12 protein-coding genes and 2 tRNA genes are annotated in these 14,498 nt (G+C 70.1%); 8 read left to right on the forward strand and 6 right to left on the reverse strand.

Going from position 1 to position 14,498, the window contains the following annotated elements; translation table 11 throughout:
• The first annotated feature begins 121 nt into the window (after nt 1–121).
• From nrdJ to ACWJI7_RS02130, 6 genes are all read left to right on the forward strand, one after another.
• Nucleotides 122–2,464 (forward strand): ribonucleoside-triphosphate reductase, adenosylcobalamin-dependent, encoded by a 2,343-nt coding sequence (gene nrdJ / locus ACWJI7_RS02105; protein WP_479934893.1) that lies wholly within the window; start codon nt 122–124, stop codon nt 2,462–2,464.
• Complete coding sequence (locus tag ACWJI7_RS02110) at nt 2,461–2,736, forward strand: hypothetical protein (RefSeq protein WP_479934895.1); 276 nt, start codon at nt 2,461–2,463, stop codon at nt 2,734–2,736. Before nrdJ ends, ACWJI7_RS02110 begins: the two co-directional genes overlap by 4 nt.
• Before the next feature lie 701 nt (nt 2,737–3,437).
• Nucleotides 3,438–4,433, forward strand: a complete 996-nt coding sequence (locus tag ACWJI7_RS02115; RefSeq protein WP_479934897.1) for a hypothetical protein — start codon at nt 3,438–3,440, stop codon at nt 4,431–4,433.
• Nucleotides 4,434–4,559: 126 nt separating this feature from the next.
• Nucleotides 4,560–6,077, forward strand: coding sequence for an alpha-amylase (locus ACWJI7_RS02120; protein WP_479934899.1), 1,518 nt, complete (start codon nt 4,560–4,562; stop codon nt 6,075–6,077).
• Between the two features lie 908 nt (nt 6,078–6,985).
• On the forward strand, nt 6,986–8,518 hold the full coding sequence (locus ACWJI7_RS02125; RefSeq protein WP_479934901.1) for a hypothetical protein: 1,533 nt from the start codon (nt 6,986–6,988) through the stop codon (nt 8,516–8,518).
• Nucleotides 8,519–8,584: 66 nt separating this feature from the next.
• Nucleotides 8,585–8,669, forward strand: a tRNA-Ser gene (locus ACWJI7_RS02130).
• Nucleotides 8,670–8,746: 77 nt separating this feature from the next.
• Here the strand turns inward: ACWJI7_RS02130 and ACWJI7_RS02135 are convergent.
• The gene (locus ACWJI7_RS02135) at nt 8,747–8,986 is read right to left on the reverse strand and encodes a CDGSH iron-sulfur domain-containing protein (RefSeq protein WP_479934903.1); all 240 of its coding nucleotides are present in this window, start codon (nt 8,984–8,986) and stop codon (nt 8,747–8,749) included.
• A gap of 127 nt (nt 8,987–9,113) precedes the next feature.
• Between ACWJI7_RS02135 and ACWJI7_RS02140 the strand changes: the two genes are divergently transcribed.
• Together ACWJI7_RS02140 and ACWJI7_RS02145 are read left to right on the forward strand one after the other, a co-directional pair.
• Nucleotides 9,114–9,479, forward strand: a complete 366-nt coding sequence (locus ACWJI7_RS02140; protein WP_479934905.1) for a winged helix-turn-helix transcriptional regulator — start codon at nt 9,114–9,116, stop codon at nt 9,477–9,479.
• 149 nt (nt 9,480–9,628) lie between these two features.
• Nucleotides 9,629–9,973 carry a hypothetical protein gene (locus ACWJI7_RS02145; protein WP_479934908.1) on the forward strand — a complete coding sequence of 115 codons (345 nt, stop codon included), beginning with the start codon at nt 9,629–9,631 and terminating at the stop codon, nt 9,971–9,973.
• A 23-nt stretch (nt 9,974–9,996) separates the two neighbouring features.
• Here the strand turns inward: ACWJI7_RS02145 and ACWJI7_RS02150 are convergent, their stop codons facing one another.
• The 5 genes from ACWJI7_RS02150 to ACWJI7_RS02170 all read right to left on the reverse strand — a co-directional run bounded on the left by ACWJI7_RS02150 (nt 9,997) and on the right by ACWJI7_RS02170 (nt 14,145).
• The gene (locus tag ACWJI7_RS02150) at nt 9,997–10,329 is read right to left on the reverse strand and encodes a YciI family protein (RefSeq protein ID WP_479934910.1); all 333 of its coding nucleotides are present in this window, start codon (nt 10,327–10,329) and stop codon (nt 9,997–9,999) included.
• Nucleotides 10,330–10,468: 139 nt separating this feature from the next.
• On the reverse strand, nt 10,469–11,572 hold the full coding sequence (locus ACWJI7_RS02155; RefSeq protein WP_479934911.1) for an META domain-containing protein: 1,104 nt from the start codon (nt 11,570–11,572) through the stop codon (nt 10,469–10,471).
• 40 nt (nt 11,573–11,612) lie between these two features.
• Nucleotides 11,613–11,798, reverse strand: coding sequence for a conjugal transfer protein TrbI (locus tag ACWJI7_RS02160; RefSeq protein ID WP_479934913.1), 186 nt, complete (start codon nt 11,796–11,798; stop codon nt 11,613–11,615).
• A gap of 83 nt (nt 11,799–11,881) precedes the next feature.
• Nucleotides 11,882–11,966, reverse strand: a tRNA-Ser gene (locus tag ACWJI7_RS02165).
• A gap of 52 nt (nt 11,967–12,018) precedes the next feature.
• Entirely contained in the window at nt 12,019–14,145 is a 2,127-nt protein-coding gene (locus ACWJI7_RS02170) for a ComEC/Rec2 family competence protein (protein ID WP_479934915.1), read from the reverse strand.
• Nucleotides 14,146–14,498 lie beyond the last annotated feature (353 nt).

The following is a 14,498-nucleotide window of genomic DNA, read 5'->3' on the forward strand; positions in this document are numbered from 1 at the left end:
GCCAGCCGGCTCAGCCGGGCTCGAGGTCCCCGTCCGCCCCACCGCTGTCGCTGGTGCCAAGGCCACCTTGCCGCCACCACTGGTGGCGTTAACCTGCTTGCACCAGTCCAGCCGCGCCGCCGTGACCCTCACTCCCATCCGCGTCGATCTGGCGGACCCCACCCGGCGCGGCACCAGCGAGCGGCCCGATTTCCCGGCCACCGCCCCGGCGGCGAACCCCGTCTTCTACCGCACCTACTCCCGCCGCACCGCGGACGGCCGCGAGAGCTGGCACCAGGTGTCGGAGCGCAACCTCGAGGGTCTGCGCCAGCTCGGAGGGCTCAGCGGCGAGGAAGTGGCCCTGATCCGCCGCCTGCAGACCCACCAGCAGGCGCTCCCCTCGGGGCGGTGGCTCTGGATCGGCGGCACCCCCTGGATCGAGCAGCGCCACAACTTCTCCGGGGCCTACAACTGCACCTCCACCAACCTGGTCGACTGGGACGCCTTCGCCCTGATGATGGACCTGGCGATGATGGGCTGCGGCACCGGCGCCATCATCGAACCGCGCCTGATCGAGCGGCTGCCGGTGGTGCGCAACCAGCTGGTGGTGGAGCGGGTCAGCCCGATCGGGCTGACCCCCGCCGGGGCGCGCCAGGAGGCCACCACCCACACCATCGAGGGCAACCGGGTCGCCATCAAGGTGGGCGACACCCGCCGCGGCTGGGTTGATAGCTACCAGCTACTGCTGGAGCTCAGCAGCGATGAGCGCTTCGACGCCCAGCGCCCGATCACGGTCACGGTGGACCTCTCCGATGTGCGGCCGGTGGGGGAAACGCTCAAGGGCTTCGGCGGCATGGCCAATCCGGTGAAGCTCGGGGATCTCTACGGCCGGGTCGCCCAGATCCTCAACAAGGCCAACGGCCGCCGGCTCACCTCGGTGGAGTGCTGCCTGCTGATCGATGAGGCGGCCGTCACGATCGTGGCCGGCAACATCCGGCGCAGCGCCGGCATGCGCCAGTTCGCCGCCGAGGATCTCTCGGCCGCCGGCGCCAAGGAGAACCTCTGGGAGCAGGACGCCGAGGGCAACTGGCGCATCGATCCCGAGCGCGACGCGCTGCGGATGGCCAACCACACGCGGGTGTTCCACCACCGCCCCTCGAGGGAGGTGGTGCTGGAGGCCGTCACCAAGCAGTTCCAGAGCGGCGAAGGCGCGATCCAGTTCGCCCCCGAGGCGATCGCCCGCTCCAACGCCGACCTGCTGCCCACCCCCGAGCTGCGCCGCGAGTTCATCGAGATCTACGTGGACCAGGGCCGCGAGGAAGCCGGCCGCTGGCTGACGCTGCACCACCCGGAGATCGGAGCCGCCGAGCTGGAGCACCGGCTGGGGCGCTATGGACTCAATCCCTGCGGCGAAATCCTCGGCGCCGATTTCCACTGCAACCTGGCCGAGATCCATCTCAACCGCATCGATCCTTCCGACCACCAGGCCCAGGCCGATGCCTTCCGGGCCGGTGGCCTGGCGGTGGCCTGCCTGCTCAACCACGACTTCGAAGTGGAACGCTACCGGCAGAGCCGCGCCTGGGATCCGATCGTGGGGGTGAGCTTCACCGGCCTGTTCGACTTCTTCGTGCATGCCTTCGGCACCCCCTGGCTGCGGTGGTGGGAGCAGGGCCGCCCCGAAACCGAGGAGGGGCTGGCCTTCAAGGCCCGGGAAGCGGAGTATCTGGGCCGCTGGAAGCAGGGGGTGAACGAGGCGGTGTGGGACTACTGCGACCGCCATCGCCTGCGCCGCCCCAACCGCTGCACCACGGTGCAGCCGGCCGGCACCAAGAGCCTGCTCACCGGTGCCAGCCCGGGCTGGCATCCACCCAAGGCCCAGCGTTTCATCCGCCGGATCACCTTCCGCAAGAACGATCCGGTGGCCCTGGCCTGCATGGACTACGGCTACACGATCGTGCCGAGCCAATCCGACAAGGACGAGAACGGCCGCCTGCTGGATGATCCCTTCGATCCACGCTGCACCGAATGGCTGGTGGAGATCCCCACCGAAGTGAGCTGGGCCAACATCCCCGGCGCCGATCTGGTGGAGATCAACAACTTCTCCGCCCTGGCCCAGTTCGACTTCTACATGCAGGTGCAGTCGCACTACACGGCCCACAACACCTCCGCCACGGTGGAGTTTCGCGAGCACGAGATCGAGCCCCTGGCCGCCGCGATCCATCGGGCGATCGATCGCGGCGAGGGTTACATCTCGGCGGCCCTGCTGGCCCGCTTCGATGCCAACGCCACCTTCCCCCGGCTGCCGTTCGAGCCGATCGATCAGGCCACTTACACCCGCCTGAGCGCGGAAGTGATCGCCCGCCGCCGCACCGACGACTTCTTCGAAGCCCTGCAGCGCTATGACCGTGGCGAACTGGTGGAGGCGGGGCCGGCCGGCTGCGATTCCGACAAGTGTCTGCTGCCCCTGGCGAAGCCGGCCCCATGAGGAGTCCAACCCTGGCGCTGGTGATCAGCGCCTTGATGCCCCTGGCCCTGCAGGCCGGGTCCGTCAGGGCCGGCAATGCACTCAATCCCGAGATCGAGCAGATGTGCCAGGGGCTGGCCGTGATCAACACGGAGATCGGCGCCACCGCCGCCCCCGGCACGCCGATGGGTGCCCGGATGCAGACGGAGCTGTCGCTGTCACCCGCCCAGTACGGCGCGCTCTGGTCGTTGATGAAGCTCACGCCCACCCCCACCTGCACCACCTTGTTCTGAGGGCGCGCACCGCCAGGGCGACCCGTGGGCGGATGCGAGGCCACCCCTTTCGCCTTGCAGCCTGACCTGCGAGCCCGAGAAGGATCACCGCTGGCCTGCCCTGGCCCTGCGGTTGCCGCCCCAACGGTTCAGGTCCCCGGTCCGGAGGAGTCGTTGAGCCGGCCGGCGGCCAGGGCTACGGATCCGGCCAAGACCGTGTTGGCGCCCCTGCTGTCGTTGGGCTGGAGCGTCCAACGTACCCAGGCTCTCCCCAGAGATCTGCTCACCATGATCGCCACGCCTGCGTCTTGGCGGTCCAGGCCATCGAGCCGATCGGAGCGCGCAGGGGCGAGATCGGCCAACCCTGCCCTTCACCAGAGCTGCTTCCCGGCGATGGGGTACGACGGCGGCACGGCCCCGCTTCCACCAGGTCGGCGCCATCGCCCTCGCTGGTTCGTTGAGCGACGAACACAGACAGGCTCTTCGTTGGACATGGACAGGCGCTTCGTTCCGCTGGCTCGACGACAGCCGTGTGGACCGGCTTGGTTCTCTCTGCGACGGGTCGCCCGACCTGAGCTCACCCTGGCCTTCCCGGACCCGGGCGACCCGTCCTCCTGGGATCACTCCATGGGGATGCGCCGGATGGGCTGGTTCATGCCAGGCTGCGCAGGGCTCCACGCCCTGGTCGCAACCCGCCTCCAGACTCGAGCCCGACATCCATCGTGATCTTCGACGGCAGCGAGGACCAGGCGAAACGGATCCTGGCCGCGATGGCCGAGGTGGCCCGAGCCGGTGGCCGCCCCCTCACCGCCATGGATCGAGGAGCCCTGACGTCGGCGGCCTTCCTGGTGTTCGGCATCAAGGAACCCCTCGAGGTCGACTCCCTCCCCGCCGTGTCACCGGTAGGTCTCGCCGATTCGCTGGGATCCAGGGGCTCCGAAGCGATCGTGCCGCTCGTGGTCATCGCCACCGTCGACGGCACGATCGCTCCCGCTGCGGCTGACCTGGTGGGGGAGTACGCCCGGGCCCTGGGAATTGACGAGCCCGCGGTGGGCGATCTGCACGAACTGGTCCGTGGGCAGCTCGCCGCAGCACGGGCCGACATGCTGCGCCGCAACCGGGCCAGCCTCACAGGCGACTGGGTCGAGGACGTCTCGACCTATGGCGCCTGGATCTTTCCCTACCGGGATTCGCCGGATCCGCAGCTGACGGCCCGGTATGCGGCATTGGGCGACAAGCCGGTGGGGTCGTTCGGGCGGGCCTTCCACGACTTCTACCGCGACAACGGCTTCGGCTTCGCCGGCCAGGAAGCCTCCGCGGCCGAGTCCTTCACCACCCCCCACGACTCCGCCCACATCCTCTCCGGATATGGCACCTCCGTGCAGGGGGAGCTGCTGGTGAGCACCTTCACCGCAGGCATGCACGTGGTCGAGGGACTCGCCGGGCACATCCTGCCGGTGATCGTGAGCTGGCACCTGGGCGTGCCGCTCGTGGAGCCGGCCGGCAGCGCCACGGGCGCGCTCGATGCCCGCAAGTTCTGGGTGGCCTGGACCCGGGGCGACGCCACCACGGGTGACACGTTTGACGCCGACTGGGACTTCTGGCAGCAGGTTGATGCGCCGCTGGATGACCTCCGGTCGGCGATGGGGGTGCCGACCCTGGATCCGGCGGACGCCGCGGACGGCCGATCTCCGGAGGGGTACGAACCGACCGCATGAACCCGGCCATTCAGCCCGGAGGCCCAGGCCCCGCCTCTGCACCAGCGGGGAGGCCCCTCAGTCCCCCGGTTGAAGCTCCCACCGCTTGCCCATAGCGTTGGGATCACATCCCGCATCTCCCCAGCCATGCCAACGGAGGCCCCGCCTGCCGCTGCCCCCGCGCCGGAGGAGATCAACGGTGTGCTGATGCAGGTCTTCCACTGGTATACCCCGGCCGATGCCGGGCACTGGCGGCGGCTGGCACAGCAGGCGGCCGCCCTCGCCCAGGCCGGTATCACGGCCCTGTGGCTCCCCCCGGCCGGCAAGGGCCTGGCCGGGGGCCAGGACGTGGGCTACGGCCTCTACGACCCCTACGACCTCGGCGAGTTTGACCAGAACGGCACGATTGCCACCAAGTACGGCACCCGGGCGGAGTATGCGGCGGCCGTGGCCGCCTGCCAGGCGGTGGGCCTCCAGGTGCTGGCCGATGCCGTGTTCAACCACCTGATGGGCGGCGACGCCGAGGAGGACGTGAACGCCACCCCGTTCGACCCCCAGAACCGGTTCCGGTCGATCGGGGCGGAGCGGCGGATCCGCGCCTGGACCCACTTCCACTATCCCGGGCGCGGCGGCACCCACTCCGCCATGGAGTGGCACTGGTGGCATTTCGATGCCGTGGATTTCAACAGCCTCGATCCCGGTACCCGGGCGGTGTGGCGCATCGAAGGCAAGGCCTTCGATGACAACGTGGATCTGGAGCGCGGCAACTACGACTACCTGATGGGCTGCGATCTTGACATCGACCACCCCGAGGTGCGCGACGCCCTCAAGCACTGGGGCACCTGGATGCTGGACACGGTGGGGGTGGATGGATTCCGCCTCGATGCCATCAAGCACATCAACGGCGGCTTCTTCCCGGACTGGATCGCACACCTGGAAGCCCATGCCGGCAAGGACATCTTCGTGGTGGGGGAGTACTGGACCAAGAGCCTCGCCACCCTCCGCTGGTACGCCTCCCACACGGAAGGCCGGATTCATCTGTTCGATGCCCCCCTGCACCACAACTTCCATCTGGCCAGCCGACTGGGCTCGGGATACGATCTGCGCCGCCTGCTGGACGGCACCCTGATGCGCCACCTGCCCCACCTGGCCGTGACGCTGGTGGAGAACCACGACACCCAGCCCCTGCAGGCGCTGGAATCGGTGGTGGAGCCGTGGTTCAAACCGCTGGCCTATGCCTTCATCCTGCTGCGCCGGGAGGGGTATCCCTGCCTGTTCCTGCCCGACTACGAAGGGGCCCACTATCGGGACCGCGGCCAGGATGGCCAGCACCACGACGTGTGGCTGCCAAGCCACCGCTGGATCCTCGATCGCCTGCTGGGGGCCCGCCGGGATCACGCCTACGGCGAGCAGCTCGACTACCTCGACCATCCCAACTGCATCGGCTGGACCCGGCTCGGCAGTGCCACCCACCCACGCGCCTTGGCCGTGCTGATGAGCAACGGCAGCGACGGCTGGAAGTGGATGGCCACCGGCCGCCCCCATGCCTCCTTCCTCGACGTCACCGACCACCGGCGCGAGCGGATCCGCACCAATGCGCACGGCTGGGCGGAGTTCCGCTGTCCGCCGGGGTCCCTGTCGGTGTGGGTGGAAACAATCTCCTGACCGGCGGCTGGCGGAGGAAACGCGGTGTCGCCGGGCCAGCCGGGTAAGCTCCGGCCCGGGCCAGCAGAAACGAGGGCAGGATTGATGATTCACCGGTCAGCGATGCGTCCCTGGTGGTCACTCCTGGGGACGGTCCCCCTGATCCTCGGTCTCGCTCCGTCCTGGGCGGCTCCATTCCCTCCGGGTGACTACGCCGTCACGCTGAGTCCCCAGGATCTTCCGGTCGCGTTGACCAATCGGACCGGCTCCCTGCGGGGGCTGTGGCTGATCAGCTTCAGCCCAGACGGACAGTTCACGGTGACCCGTAACGGAGCAGCCATGGTGGCAGGAGAGTATGCGGCTGAGGGTGACATCGTCAGGATCGGCGATGAAACGGGATTGGCGGCCTGCACGCCGCAAGGACATGGCGCTGGCGTCTACACCTGGTCCACGGATGGAGAGGGCCTGATCTTCACAGCCGTGGAGGATTCCTGCACGGGACGACGGGCCGTCCAGACGAGTCGCCCCTGGGAAGCGGTGAGCCCCTGAGGCCTGCACGGGACTAGGGTGCCGGGCGTGGGCACCCGGAAGACCACGGTTGCTCCCGGACACTGAACCCTGTTCCAGCATCAGAACGGGGCTGTTCAGGATCTGCCAAGCCTGCTTCATTGAGCGAACTGGAAACAGATCGAGAGCACTTGGATCCACGGAAATTGCATGCCGATGCGTCGACAAATCAATAGCTACTCGGTCATCGTCTTCGCGGGGGGACGCAGCGGTGAACCTATGCGGCCGTAAGAACAATCATCACCATGGAAGAATTACCCCAGATCGTTGATTCCATGGTGAAGGCTGATCCCGAATGCTTTTACTACTATCATGATATCGAAGAAATTTCCCGCCAGTACTACATCACCCCAATCGGCTAGATGAGCAGCAACACTCCGGGCACCCGTTGCGAGACCGGGTGGGTGGTGGCCCTCGTGCTGCTGCTGGCTGGATTCGCGGGCCGGGGCGCCTGGCGGGCCTATTCGTTCTGGAAGGACGAACTGTTCACTGCCACCGCCGTGGGGCAACCCTGGGGGGAGATGCTCTCCGGCTGGGTGCTGCCCGACACGGCCCCGCCCCTGTATCCCGTGCTCCTGAAGCTCTGGCGGCTGGGCAGCGGTGGCGGGGAGGTGGGCCTGCGCGCCTTCAGCCTGCTGCTGGCCCTGCTGACCCTGGGGGCGGCGGCGTGGTTCGTGGGCGGCGGCGGCCGGGCCCGCAGCCTGCTGGTGATCGGCTTCCTGGGCACCAGTCCGTTGCTGGTGGTCCACGCCCAGGAGGTGCGCAATTACGCCCTCACCCTGCTGCTGGCCACGCTGCTCACCGGGGCCAGCCTGCGGCTCCGGCAGGGGCTCGGGCCGGAGCCCGCCGGAGCCCCCGGCCGCGGCCCCGTCCGCCTGGAGGCGCTCTACGACGCCTCGGCCCTGCTGCTGTCCCTCAGCCACTATTTCGGGCTGCTGTTCGCCCTGACGCTCACGGTCCTCGATGCCACGGCCGGGCCCCGGCAGCTCCAGCGGCGACGCTCGATCACCCTGCTGGGGGTGATGCTGGTCTGGCCGGCGCTTCACTTTCTCCTGCTGGGCTCGGCCAGCGGCAGCCTCGAGAAGGTGAAGTGGATCCGGGTCGCTCCGGTGATCGGCACCCTGCAGGAGTTCCTGGCCGGGCTGTTCCCGGTTCTTGGGATCCAGGCGGCCCTGGCGGTGGGGGTGGTGGCAGGGGTGGCCGTGCTCCGGCGTCCGGGCGGAAGGGCCCGGCTGTGCACTCTCCTGCGGGAACCGGGGGCGGGGCCCGGGGAGGGGGCGGGCACGGATGGCCTGGCGGCGGAAAGCCGCGTGCTGATCCGGCTGCTGCTGGGCTTTGCGCTGGTGATGATCGCGATCGATCTGATCCGGCCGATCTCCACCGCGCGCAACTACATCGTGGCGTTGCCCGCTGCCGCCGTGCTGTTCGCGGATGTCGCCCTGCTGCTGCGGCGCCGCCTGGGCCAGCGGGGCTGGATCGCCACCGGGGCGGCGGTGCTGCTGCTGGCCCTGCTGCTGGCCAACGCCGAGCGGGCCCAGGCCCTGCGGCAGGCGCCGCTGATGAACTACAAGGCGATCGCCGCCTTCCTCTCCGATAGCTCCGCCTGCCGCCACGGCTGCCTGAGCACGAGCACCTCGGATCTGCTGCAGACCTACTTCGGCGGCCTCGACCTGCGGCCCTATCCGGACGAGGCGCCGGCCGCTTCCGGCGCAGCTTCCCGGCCGATCCTGGGGCTGGGGGAGAACCCCGAGAGCGCCGCCAAGCTGATGGCGGATCATCCCGAACGGAGCTGCTGGGAACCGCCCCAATCCAAGCCGTTGAGCACCCTGCTGCTGCTGGAAGCCGGTGCGGAGCCCAGTCCGACGCGCTGGGGATTCAGGCCCTGCGCCCCCTGATCCCCGGCCTGGGGACATGGGAAACTGAAGCCGCCGGGGCCCGGATCCGGGCCCGGCGATGCCCCTGGAGGGGTGGTCGAGTGGTTGATGGCTCCGGTCTTGAAAACCGGCGAGGCGAAAGCCTCCGCGGGTTCGAATCCCGCCCCCTCCGTTGTTCCACCGTGGTGCAGAGATCGAGCCCAGGATGGTGGCCCCAGACGGCACCTGATCCACTCCAGCCCCCCCGGCTCAGGATCCTGCCGTGGCCCCCAGGTTCTGATGGCTCCCATCACAGAAGGGCAGGGTGGCCGTGCCGCCGCAACGGCACAGGTGGATCGTCTTCGCCTCATTCAGGCTGAGGATCTCGGGTCTCGAAGCACTCCCCTGGTGGGAGCCATCACAGAAAGGGCCCGTCTGGCTCTGTCCGCAGGTGCAGAGGGCATGGGTTCCGGCTGCGCGGTCGATCGCCGTGGGGAAAGCGGATGTCATCAGAGGAAGCGGCGGGATGGGGCGCTCCCTGGGTGCTGGCCCAGGCACGCTGCAGGCGAGTTTGGGGGAGAATCACTTCTGGGCACAAGGACGCACCGAGAAGTAACCCGCTTTCCATCCCGTAACCATGGCGTCATCCCAGGATTTTCTGAACACGAATGACCATCACAACTGCCCCGCTGAACTGGCCCTGGACGTGATCCAGGGTCGCTGGAAAGTTCCGATCCTGCGTGTGTTGGCCGAAGGAGTTCGGCGGTTTTCCGAGCTAAGGAGAGCCCTTCAGGGCGTCAGCCCGAAGGTGCTGACCAGCAAACTCAGAGAGCTTGAGCGCGTCGGTGTGGTGACACGCACGATCTACAACGAGATCCCTCCGAAAGTGGAGTATCGTCTGTCTAGTCAGGGTCGATCACTGATTCCGATTCTGGAAGGAATACATGTCTGGGGCCAGTTCCAATCGGATGGAAGAGAGGGCCTTTTCCCACGCTCTGATTAATTTTGGTTCTGCGAACTTCTTCCCTCCTTCCGATCCACAGCTACAAGTCTGTATCTCCCCCCTGCTCGATCCCCACTCAAATTTCGGGACGCGTGCTCGCCATCGCTACCGTGAGCGGGTCGTCTTGTTTCCGAGGATTGCTGGTTGCCATGTCAACGTTTCGCATTCTGCTCATCTCCCTGTGGACCGTTCTGGCCGGTTACACAGTTCTGGTCCTCCGGGGCCATGGCCCGGGCCTGATTGGGGTCTTTCTGGGTGACATCCGTCAGATGGGTTGGGCTGGTCAGTTCGATGTGGACTTCGCGATCCTGCTGATACTCTCCGCCCTCTGGGTGGCCTGGCGGCATCACTACTCGGGGCTGGGTCTGGGCCTGGGGAGCGTTGCTCTGGTCGGTGGGAGCCTGTTTCTGATCCCCTACCTGGTCCTGATGATCTGGCGGTGCCAGGGGGACATGAAACAGCTGCTGCTGGGCCCAGCCCGCCTGACTCCCTGACCCCCCAGGTCATCCGCGGGACCTCAGCAGGAGGCGGCGGGCGATTCCGGGCTGGGGCCGGGACGAAGCTCGCCCCCCACCACGTGCCAGTCGTGCAGGTCCCACTCCACGCATCCCGAGAGGATCAGGGGATCGGCCTGCACGATCGCCTCGGCCTCGGCCCGATCACGGGCCTGGAACAGCAGCATCCCCCCGGCGCCGTTGCCGCTGCGGCCCTTGGCCTCGGCCCAGTAGCCGGTGCTGGCCCGGTGCCCCCGGGCCTGCAGGTCCCGCACCCAGTCGAGATGGGCGCGCAGGTGCCGATCGAAGACAGCCCGGTCGACCACTCCACGCTCGAGCTTGACGTACCAGCCCACGGGCGCGATTCGGTGAAGGCGGGAGCCACGCTAGGCGACCTCAGATCGGTTACATTTCTTAAGACGTTCCTCGGGGCGGGTCCCCCGGGTCCGCTCCTTTTTTTTGGGCGCCCTCCGCGGTGGTGGAGCCAGCCGCCCCCTACTCGCTCGCCTCAAACAACAGCAGGGTGCGGCCGGAGGCCTCCTGGAGCCGCAGGCGGCGTTGCTCGAGGCTCCAGCGGCGCACCTGCTCGAGGGCCTCGGTGTAGCGCTGCTCGAAGGCCATCGTCTCGGGGGCGCAGGCCATCCTAGTGCCGGCCAGCGGGCCGAAGCGCAGCCGCTCGCCCTCGAGTTCGAAGCCGCCGATCAGGCGATTGCAGCCGCCACGACCCGCCACCCGGTCCGCCTCCCGGTCGAACACCAGCTCGGGTGGCCCATCCGGTGGCTCACTCCCGTTCGTCGGGGCGGCATCCTCCAGCATGAGCAGGCGCCAGGTGGTGCCGCGCAGGGGGAGCGGGAGGCAGTCCTGGCCGGGCTGGAGGCTCAGGAACCGCTCCACCACCAGGGTGCTGCGCGGGGGCTGGCCCGGCTCGGCCGAGGGGCGGCTGGTGATGCGGCCATCCAGGCTGACCAGCAGCGGCAGCCCGGGCCGATCGGCCGGCAGTGCCTCGAGGTAGGCCCGCTCCAGCGCGAGGTAATCGCGTTCCATCGCCACCGGCAGGCTCTGACCGGTGGCACAGAGCCGCAGGAACGCCGCATCGGCCAGGTAGGTGACCATCCCCTGAAGCGGCAGGCGCGGGTCGATCGGGGCTGACCTGGGCAGACGCTGCAACCGGTCGTTGAGCTCCGAGTCGATCGGCTCGCCCTGGAGATCGAGCTTGCGCAGGCCCCCCCCCGTCGCGAGCGGCTGCAGCAGCACCGGCGCCTCCCGGCCACGCCGCAGCACCAGGCGGTTGGTGCCGGGCTCGAGCTGCCAGCGGCCGATGGCATCGAACCGGTTGGGGAGCGGCCGGTCCAGGTAGGTCTGACGCAGCTGGTAGCTGCCATCGGGGGCCAGGTCCAGGTGCCAGCGGCTGGTGCCTCCGGCATCGGGCAGCTCCCCCTGCCAGCTGGCGGGCAGGGGGCCCAGCCCCGGCCCGGTGCGGCTGCCGGAGCTGTCGCCCCCGGCGAGGGCCGGAGCGACCAGCATCACCAGGCCGCTGAAGACGGCGGCCAGGGCTGCAGGGGAGCGGGACGGTCCCGGCGGCCTGGGGAACAACGGCATGGGAGGTGGTGCGGATCGACTCCGGATTCAGCGGCCGGACTCAGGACGTCCCTTCGCAACCGCAGCCCGCATGACAGGGCACACCGCCGGGATGGCCCTGGGCACAGGCCTCGCAGCAGAACCGCTGATCGCCCAGGCGGTAGGGGGACTCCCCCGTCACGGTGCAGTGGCAGCTGGGGCAGGCGCACTCCAGGCTGACGGGCTTCTCGAGGGTGGTGGCGGGCATGACGCTGGGGCGAGCTGACGGAGCAGCACTCTGGCCCGTCGGGCCGGCAACGGGGGGAGACCTGCTGCAGATCGACCCGGAAACGGAGAGGGTGGGATTCGAACCCACGGAAGGTTGCCCTTCAAACGATTTCGAGTCGTTCGCTTTCGACCACTCAGCCACCTCTCCAGGACCCGGCGGGCCGAACCCGGCCGGGAGCCGGCGTCACTGTAGGGATCGTTCAGCCGGCGGGACCCTGGAGCGATCCACTCACCCCGCTGGTGGACCAGCCCGCCGGCGCCTGTGCCCAGGCCCCGCTGATCCAGACCCGGGCCGCCCCGGCCCCCTCCAGCAGCTGCCGCTCCCGCCGAGCGGGCCGGAAGCCGAGCCAGACGCCCCGGGGCGCCCCCGCCCCCGCCCAGTCCGCCTCCCGCCGCCAGGCCCAGAGCGCCTGGGGATCGGGCAGGAGCACCCAGGGGTGGCGGCCCACGGCCAACTCCAGGGCGCGGCTGTCACCACTGAGGGGACGCAGGGCCAGACCCGGACTCTCCAGCCGCTGACCTGGGCGCAGGACGTCGCCGCCCGTGTCGCCGGCCAGCAGCAGGGAGGTCTGGCGGCTCCAGCAGAGTGGATCGGCCGGCGCCACCGGATCGAGCAGGGTGATCCAGTCGTAGCGGGCGAGCCCCAGCCCGGCCGCCAGGCGGGCAGCGTTGGCGCAGCTCAGGCCATCGGCCCGGCTGCTGATCAGGGCGCCGCGGCCCCGGTGACGCGCCAGCAGCAGATCGCCGCCCCACTGGTGGATCAGCAGCAGCTGGTCGGCGCCCAGCAGGGCCAGGTGCACGGCCAGGGCCAGGGTGAGCCCGGCCGCGCCGAGCCGGCGGGGCGACAGCCAACCCAGCGGGCCGACCAGCCCCGCCGGCCAGCGCAGGGCGGCGAGGGTCTCGCGGGGCAGCAGCCAGGGCAGCAGCGCCAGGGCGAACAGCAGCACCAGCCCCGGCAGGGGGCGGCCCACCTGCCCCTGGGCCATCGGCAGGGCGGCAATGCCGCGGGTGATGGCCAGCAGCAGATCGGTGAGGGGCAGCAGGGGCCAGGCCAGCGGCGTGAGCAGGGGCGGCAGCAGCACCGCCGCCAGGGCCAGCGCCATCGCCCCGAGGGTGAGCGGCGTCAGCAGCGGCGCCACCACCAGATTGGCGGGCACGGCATAGAGCGGCACCACCCCGAAGTGGAGCAGCTGCAGGGGCAGGGTCCAGAGGGAGGCCGCCAGCGGCACCGCCAGGCCCGCCGCCACCCAGCCCGGGCAGCGCCGGGCCAGCGCCGCCTCCAGATCGCCGGCACTGAGGATCAGCCCTGCGGTGGCGGCCACTGAAAGCTGGAAGCCCACATCGAGCAACCAGACGGGGCGCACCAGCAGCATCACCAGCACACTGAGCAGCAGCACCCCGAGCGGCCGGCCGCGGCCTCCGCTCTCGAGCACGGCGAAGGCCAGCCCGCCCATCAGCACGGCCCGCACCACCGAGGGCTGGGGGCCGGCCAGCAGCAGGAACAGCAGCATCGCAGCGGCGGCCAGGGCGCAACGCGGCGGCCGCGGCAGACGGCGGCCCAGCGCCATCACGGCGCCCAGCAGCACGCTGAGGTGGAAGCCGGAGGCGGCCAGGGCATGGGAGAGGCCCGCCGCCCGAAACGTCTCGCGCACTTCCGCCGGCAACGGCACCACGGCACTGCCGAGCACGAGGGCGGCCAGCACCCCGCCCCGCTCGGGGCCGCCCCGCTCCAGCAGGGCGGCGGCCATGCGGCGGCGCAGGTCGGCCACCGGAGCCGGCGGCCGCTTCAGCACGCTGAGGGCTCCCTCCGGCGGGGGCGCCACCCTCAGCTGGCTCCAGATGCCCCGGCGAGCCAGACGCTCGGCCGCACCCCCCAGTAACGGGTGGGGACCCCCGAGCGGGCGCCGCAACTGGCCGCTGGCCTCCACCACCCAGCCCTGGCGCAACTCGGGGCAGGATTCGAGAATCAGCTCGCTGGTGCCGCCGGCCAGCACCAGGGGCACCACACAGGCACCGTCCGGGCCGCGGGGGCGGGGATCGGCGGCGAGGTGTCCGCGCAGCAGCACCGGCCGGCTCCCGTCACCGGAGAGCAGCCGCACCGGATCGGCGGGACCCGGCTGGGGCTGGCGCGCCAGGGCCCAGAGCAGCAGCAGGGGGGCGAGGGCGAGAACCGCCAACCGCCCCGCAGGTGGGGCCCCGAGCTGGACCGCCCGGCCGAGGCCGGCAGCGGCCACGGCCAGGAGGGCCGTCAGGCGCAGCGGCCAGGGCAGCGGCAGGACTCCGAGCCCGAGGCCCGCCAGGGCGATCGAGACCAGCAGGAACGGCATGGAGCGGTCGTCTCTGCCCCCAGGGTTCCCGCCGGCGACGATCTGGGAAGATCCCCTCCAACTTTTCCCCGAACGGCGGCCAGGCATGCCAAGGCTCTCCACCGGCTGGATCCCCCCCGGGGCTGGCATGGTCCTGGTGGCCCTGCCGCTGCTGCCGGCGGGGCTGCAGGCCGCGTCGGTGCCCCCGCCCCGCACGGCGGCGACCTGGATCGGCCAGGAGAGCTGGCTGGAGCGCGCGGCCGAGCCCGATCCCGACCCGGAGCGGGCCCCGGACCCCGGCGACCCCCCCCGGCCGAGAGCCCCTGGAGCGGCACGCTGGAGCTCTATGGCTTCGCGCCACTGCGGGCCACCGG

The organism is Cryptocyanus atlanticus LEGE 06306 (genome assembly GCF_056633155.1).

Coding starts and splice junctions, on each gene's coding strand:
- ACWJI7_RS02110 (WP_479934895.1), top strand. CDS start 2,461: ATGAGGAGTCCAACCCTGGCGCTGGTGATCAGCGCCTTGATGCCCCTG.
- ACWJI7_RS02120 (WP_479934899.1), top strand. CDS start 4,560: ATGCCAACGGAGGCCCCGCCTGCCGCTGCCCCCGCGCCGGAGGAGATC.
- ACWJI7_RS02125 (WP_479934901.1), top strand. CDS start 6,986: ATGAGCAGCAACACTCCGGGCACCCGTTGCGAGACCGGGTGGGTGGTG.
- ACWJI7_RS02135 (WP_479934903.1), bottom strand. CDS start 8,986: ATGACATCCGCTTTCCCCACGGCGATCGACCGCGCAGCCGGAACCCAT.
- ACWJI7_RS02140 (WP_479934905.1), top strand. CDS start 9,114: ATGGCGTCATCCCAGGATTTTCTGAACACGAATGACCATCACAACTGC.
- ACWJI7_RS02145 (WP_479934908.1), top strand. CDS start 9,629: ATGTCAACGTTTCGCATTCTGCTCATCTCCCTGTGGACCGTTCTGGCC.
- ACWJI7_RS02155 (WP_479934911.1), bottom strand. CDS start 11,572: ATGCCGTTGTTCCCCAGGCCGCCGGGACCGTCCCGCTCCCCTGCAGCC.
- ACWJI7_RS02160 (WP_479934913.1), bottom strand. CDS start 11,798: ATGCCCGCCACCACCCTCGAGAAGCCCGTCAGCCTGGAGTGCGCCTGC.
- ACWJI7_RS02170 (WP_479934915.1), bottom strand. CDS start 14,145: ATGCCGTTCCTGCTGGTCTCGATCGCCCTGGCGGGCCTCGGGCTCGGA.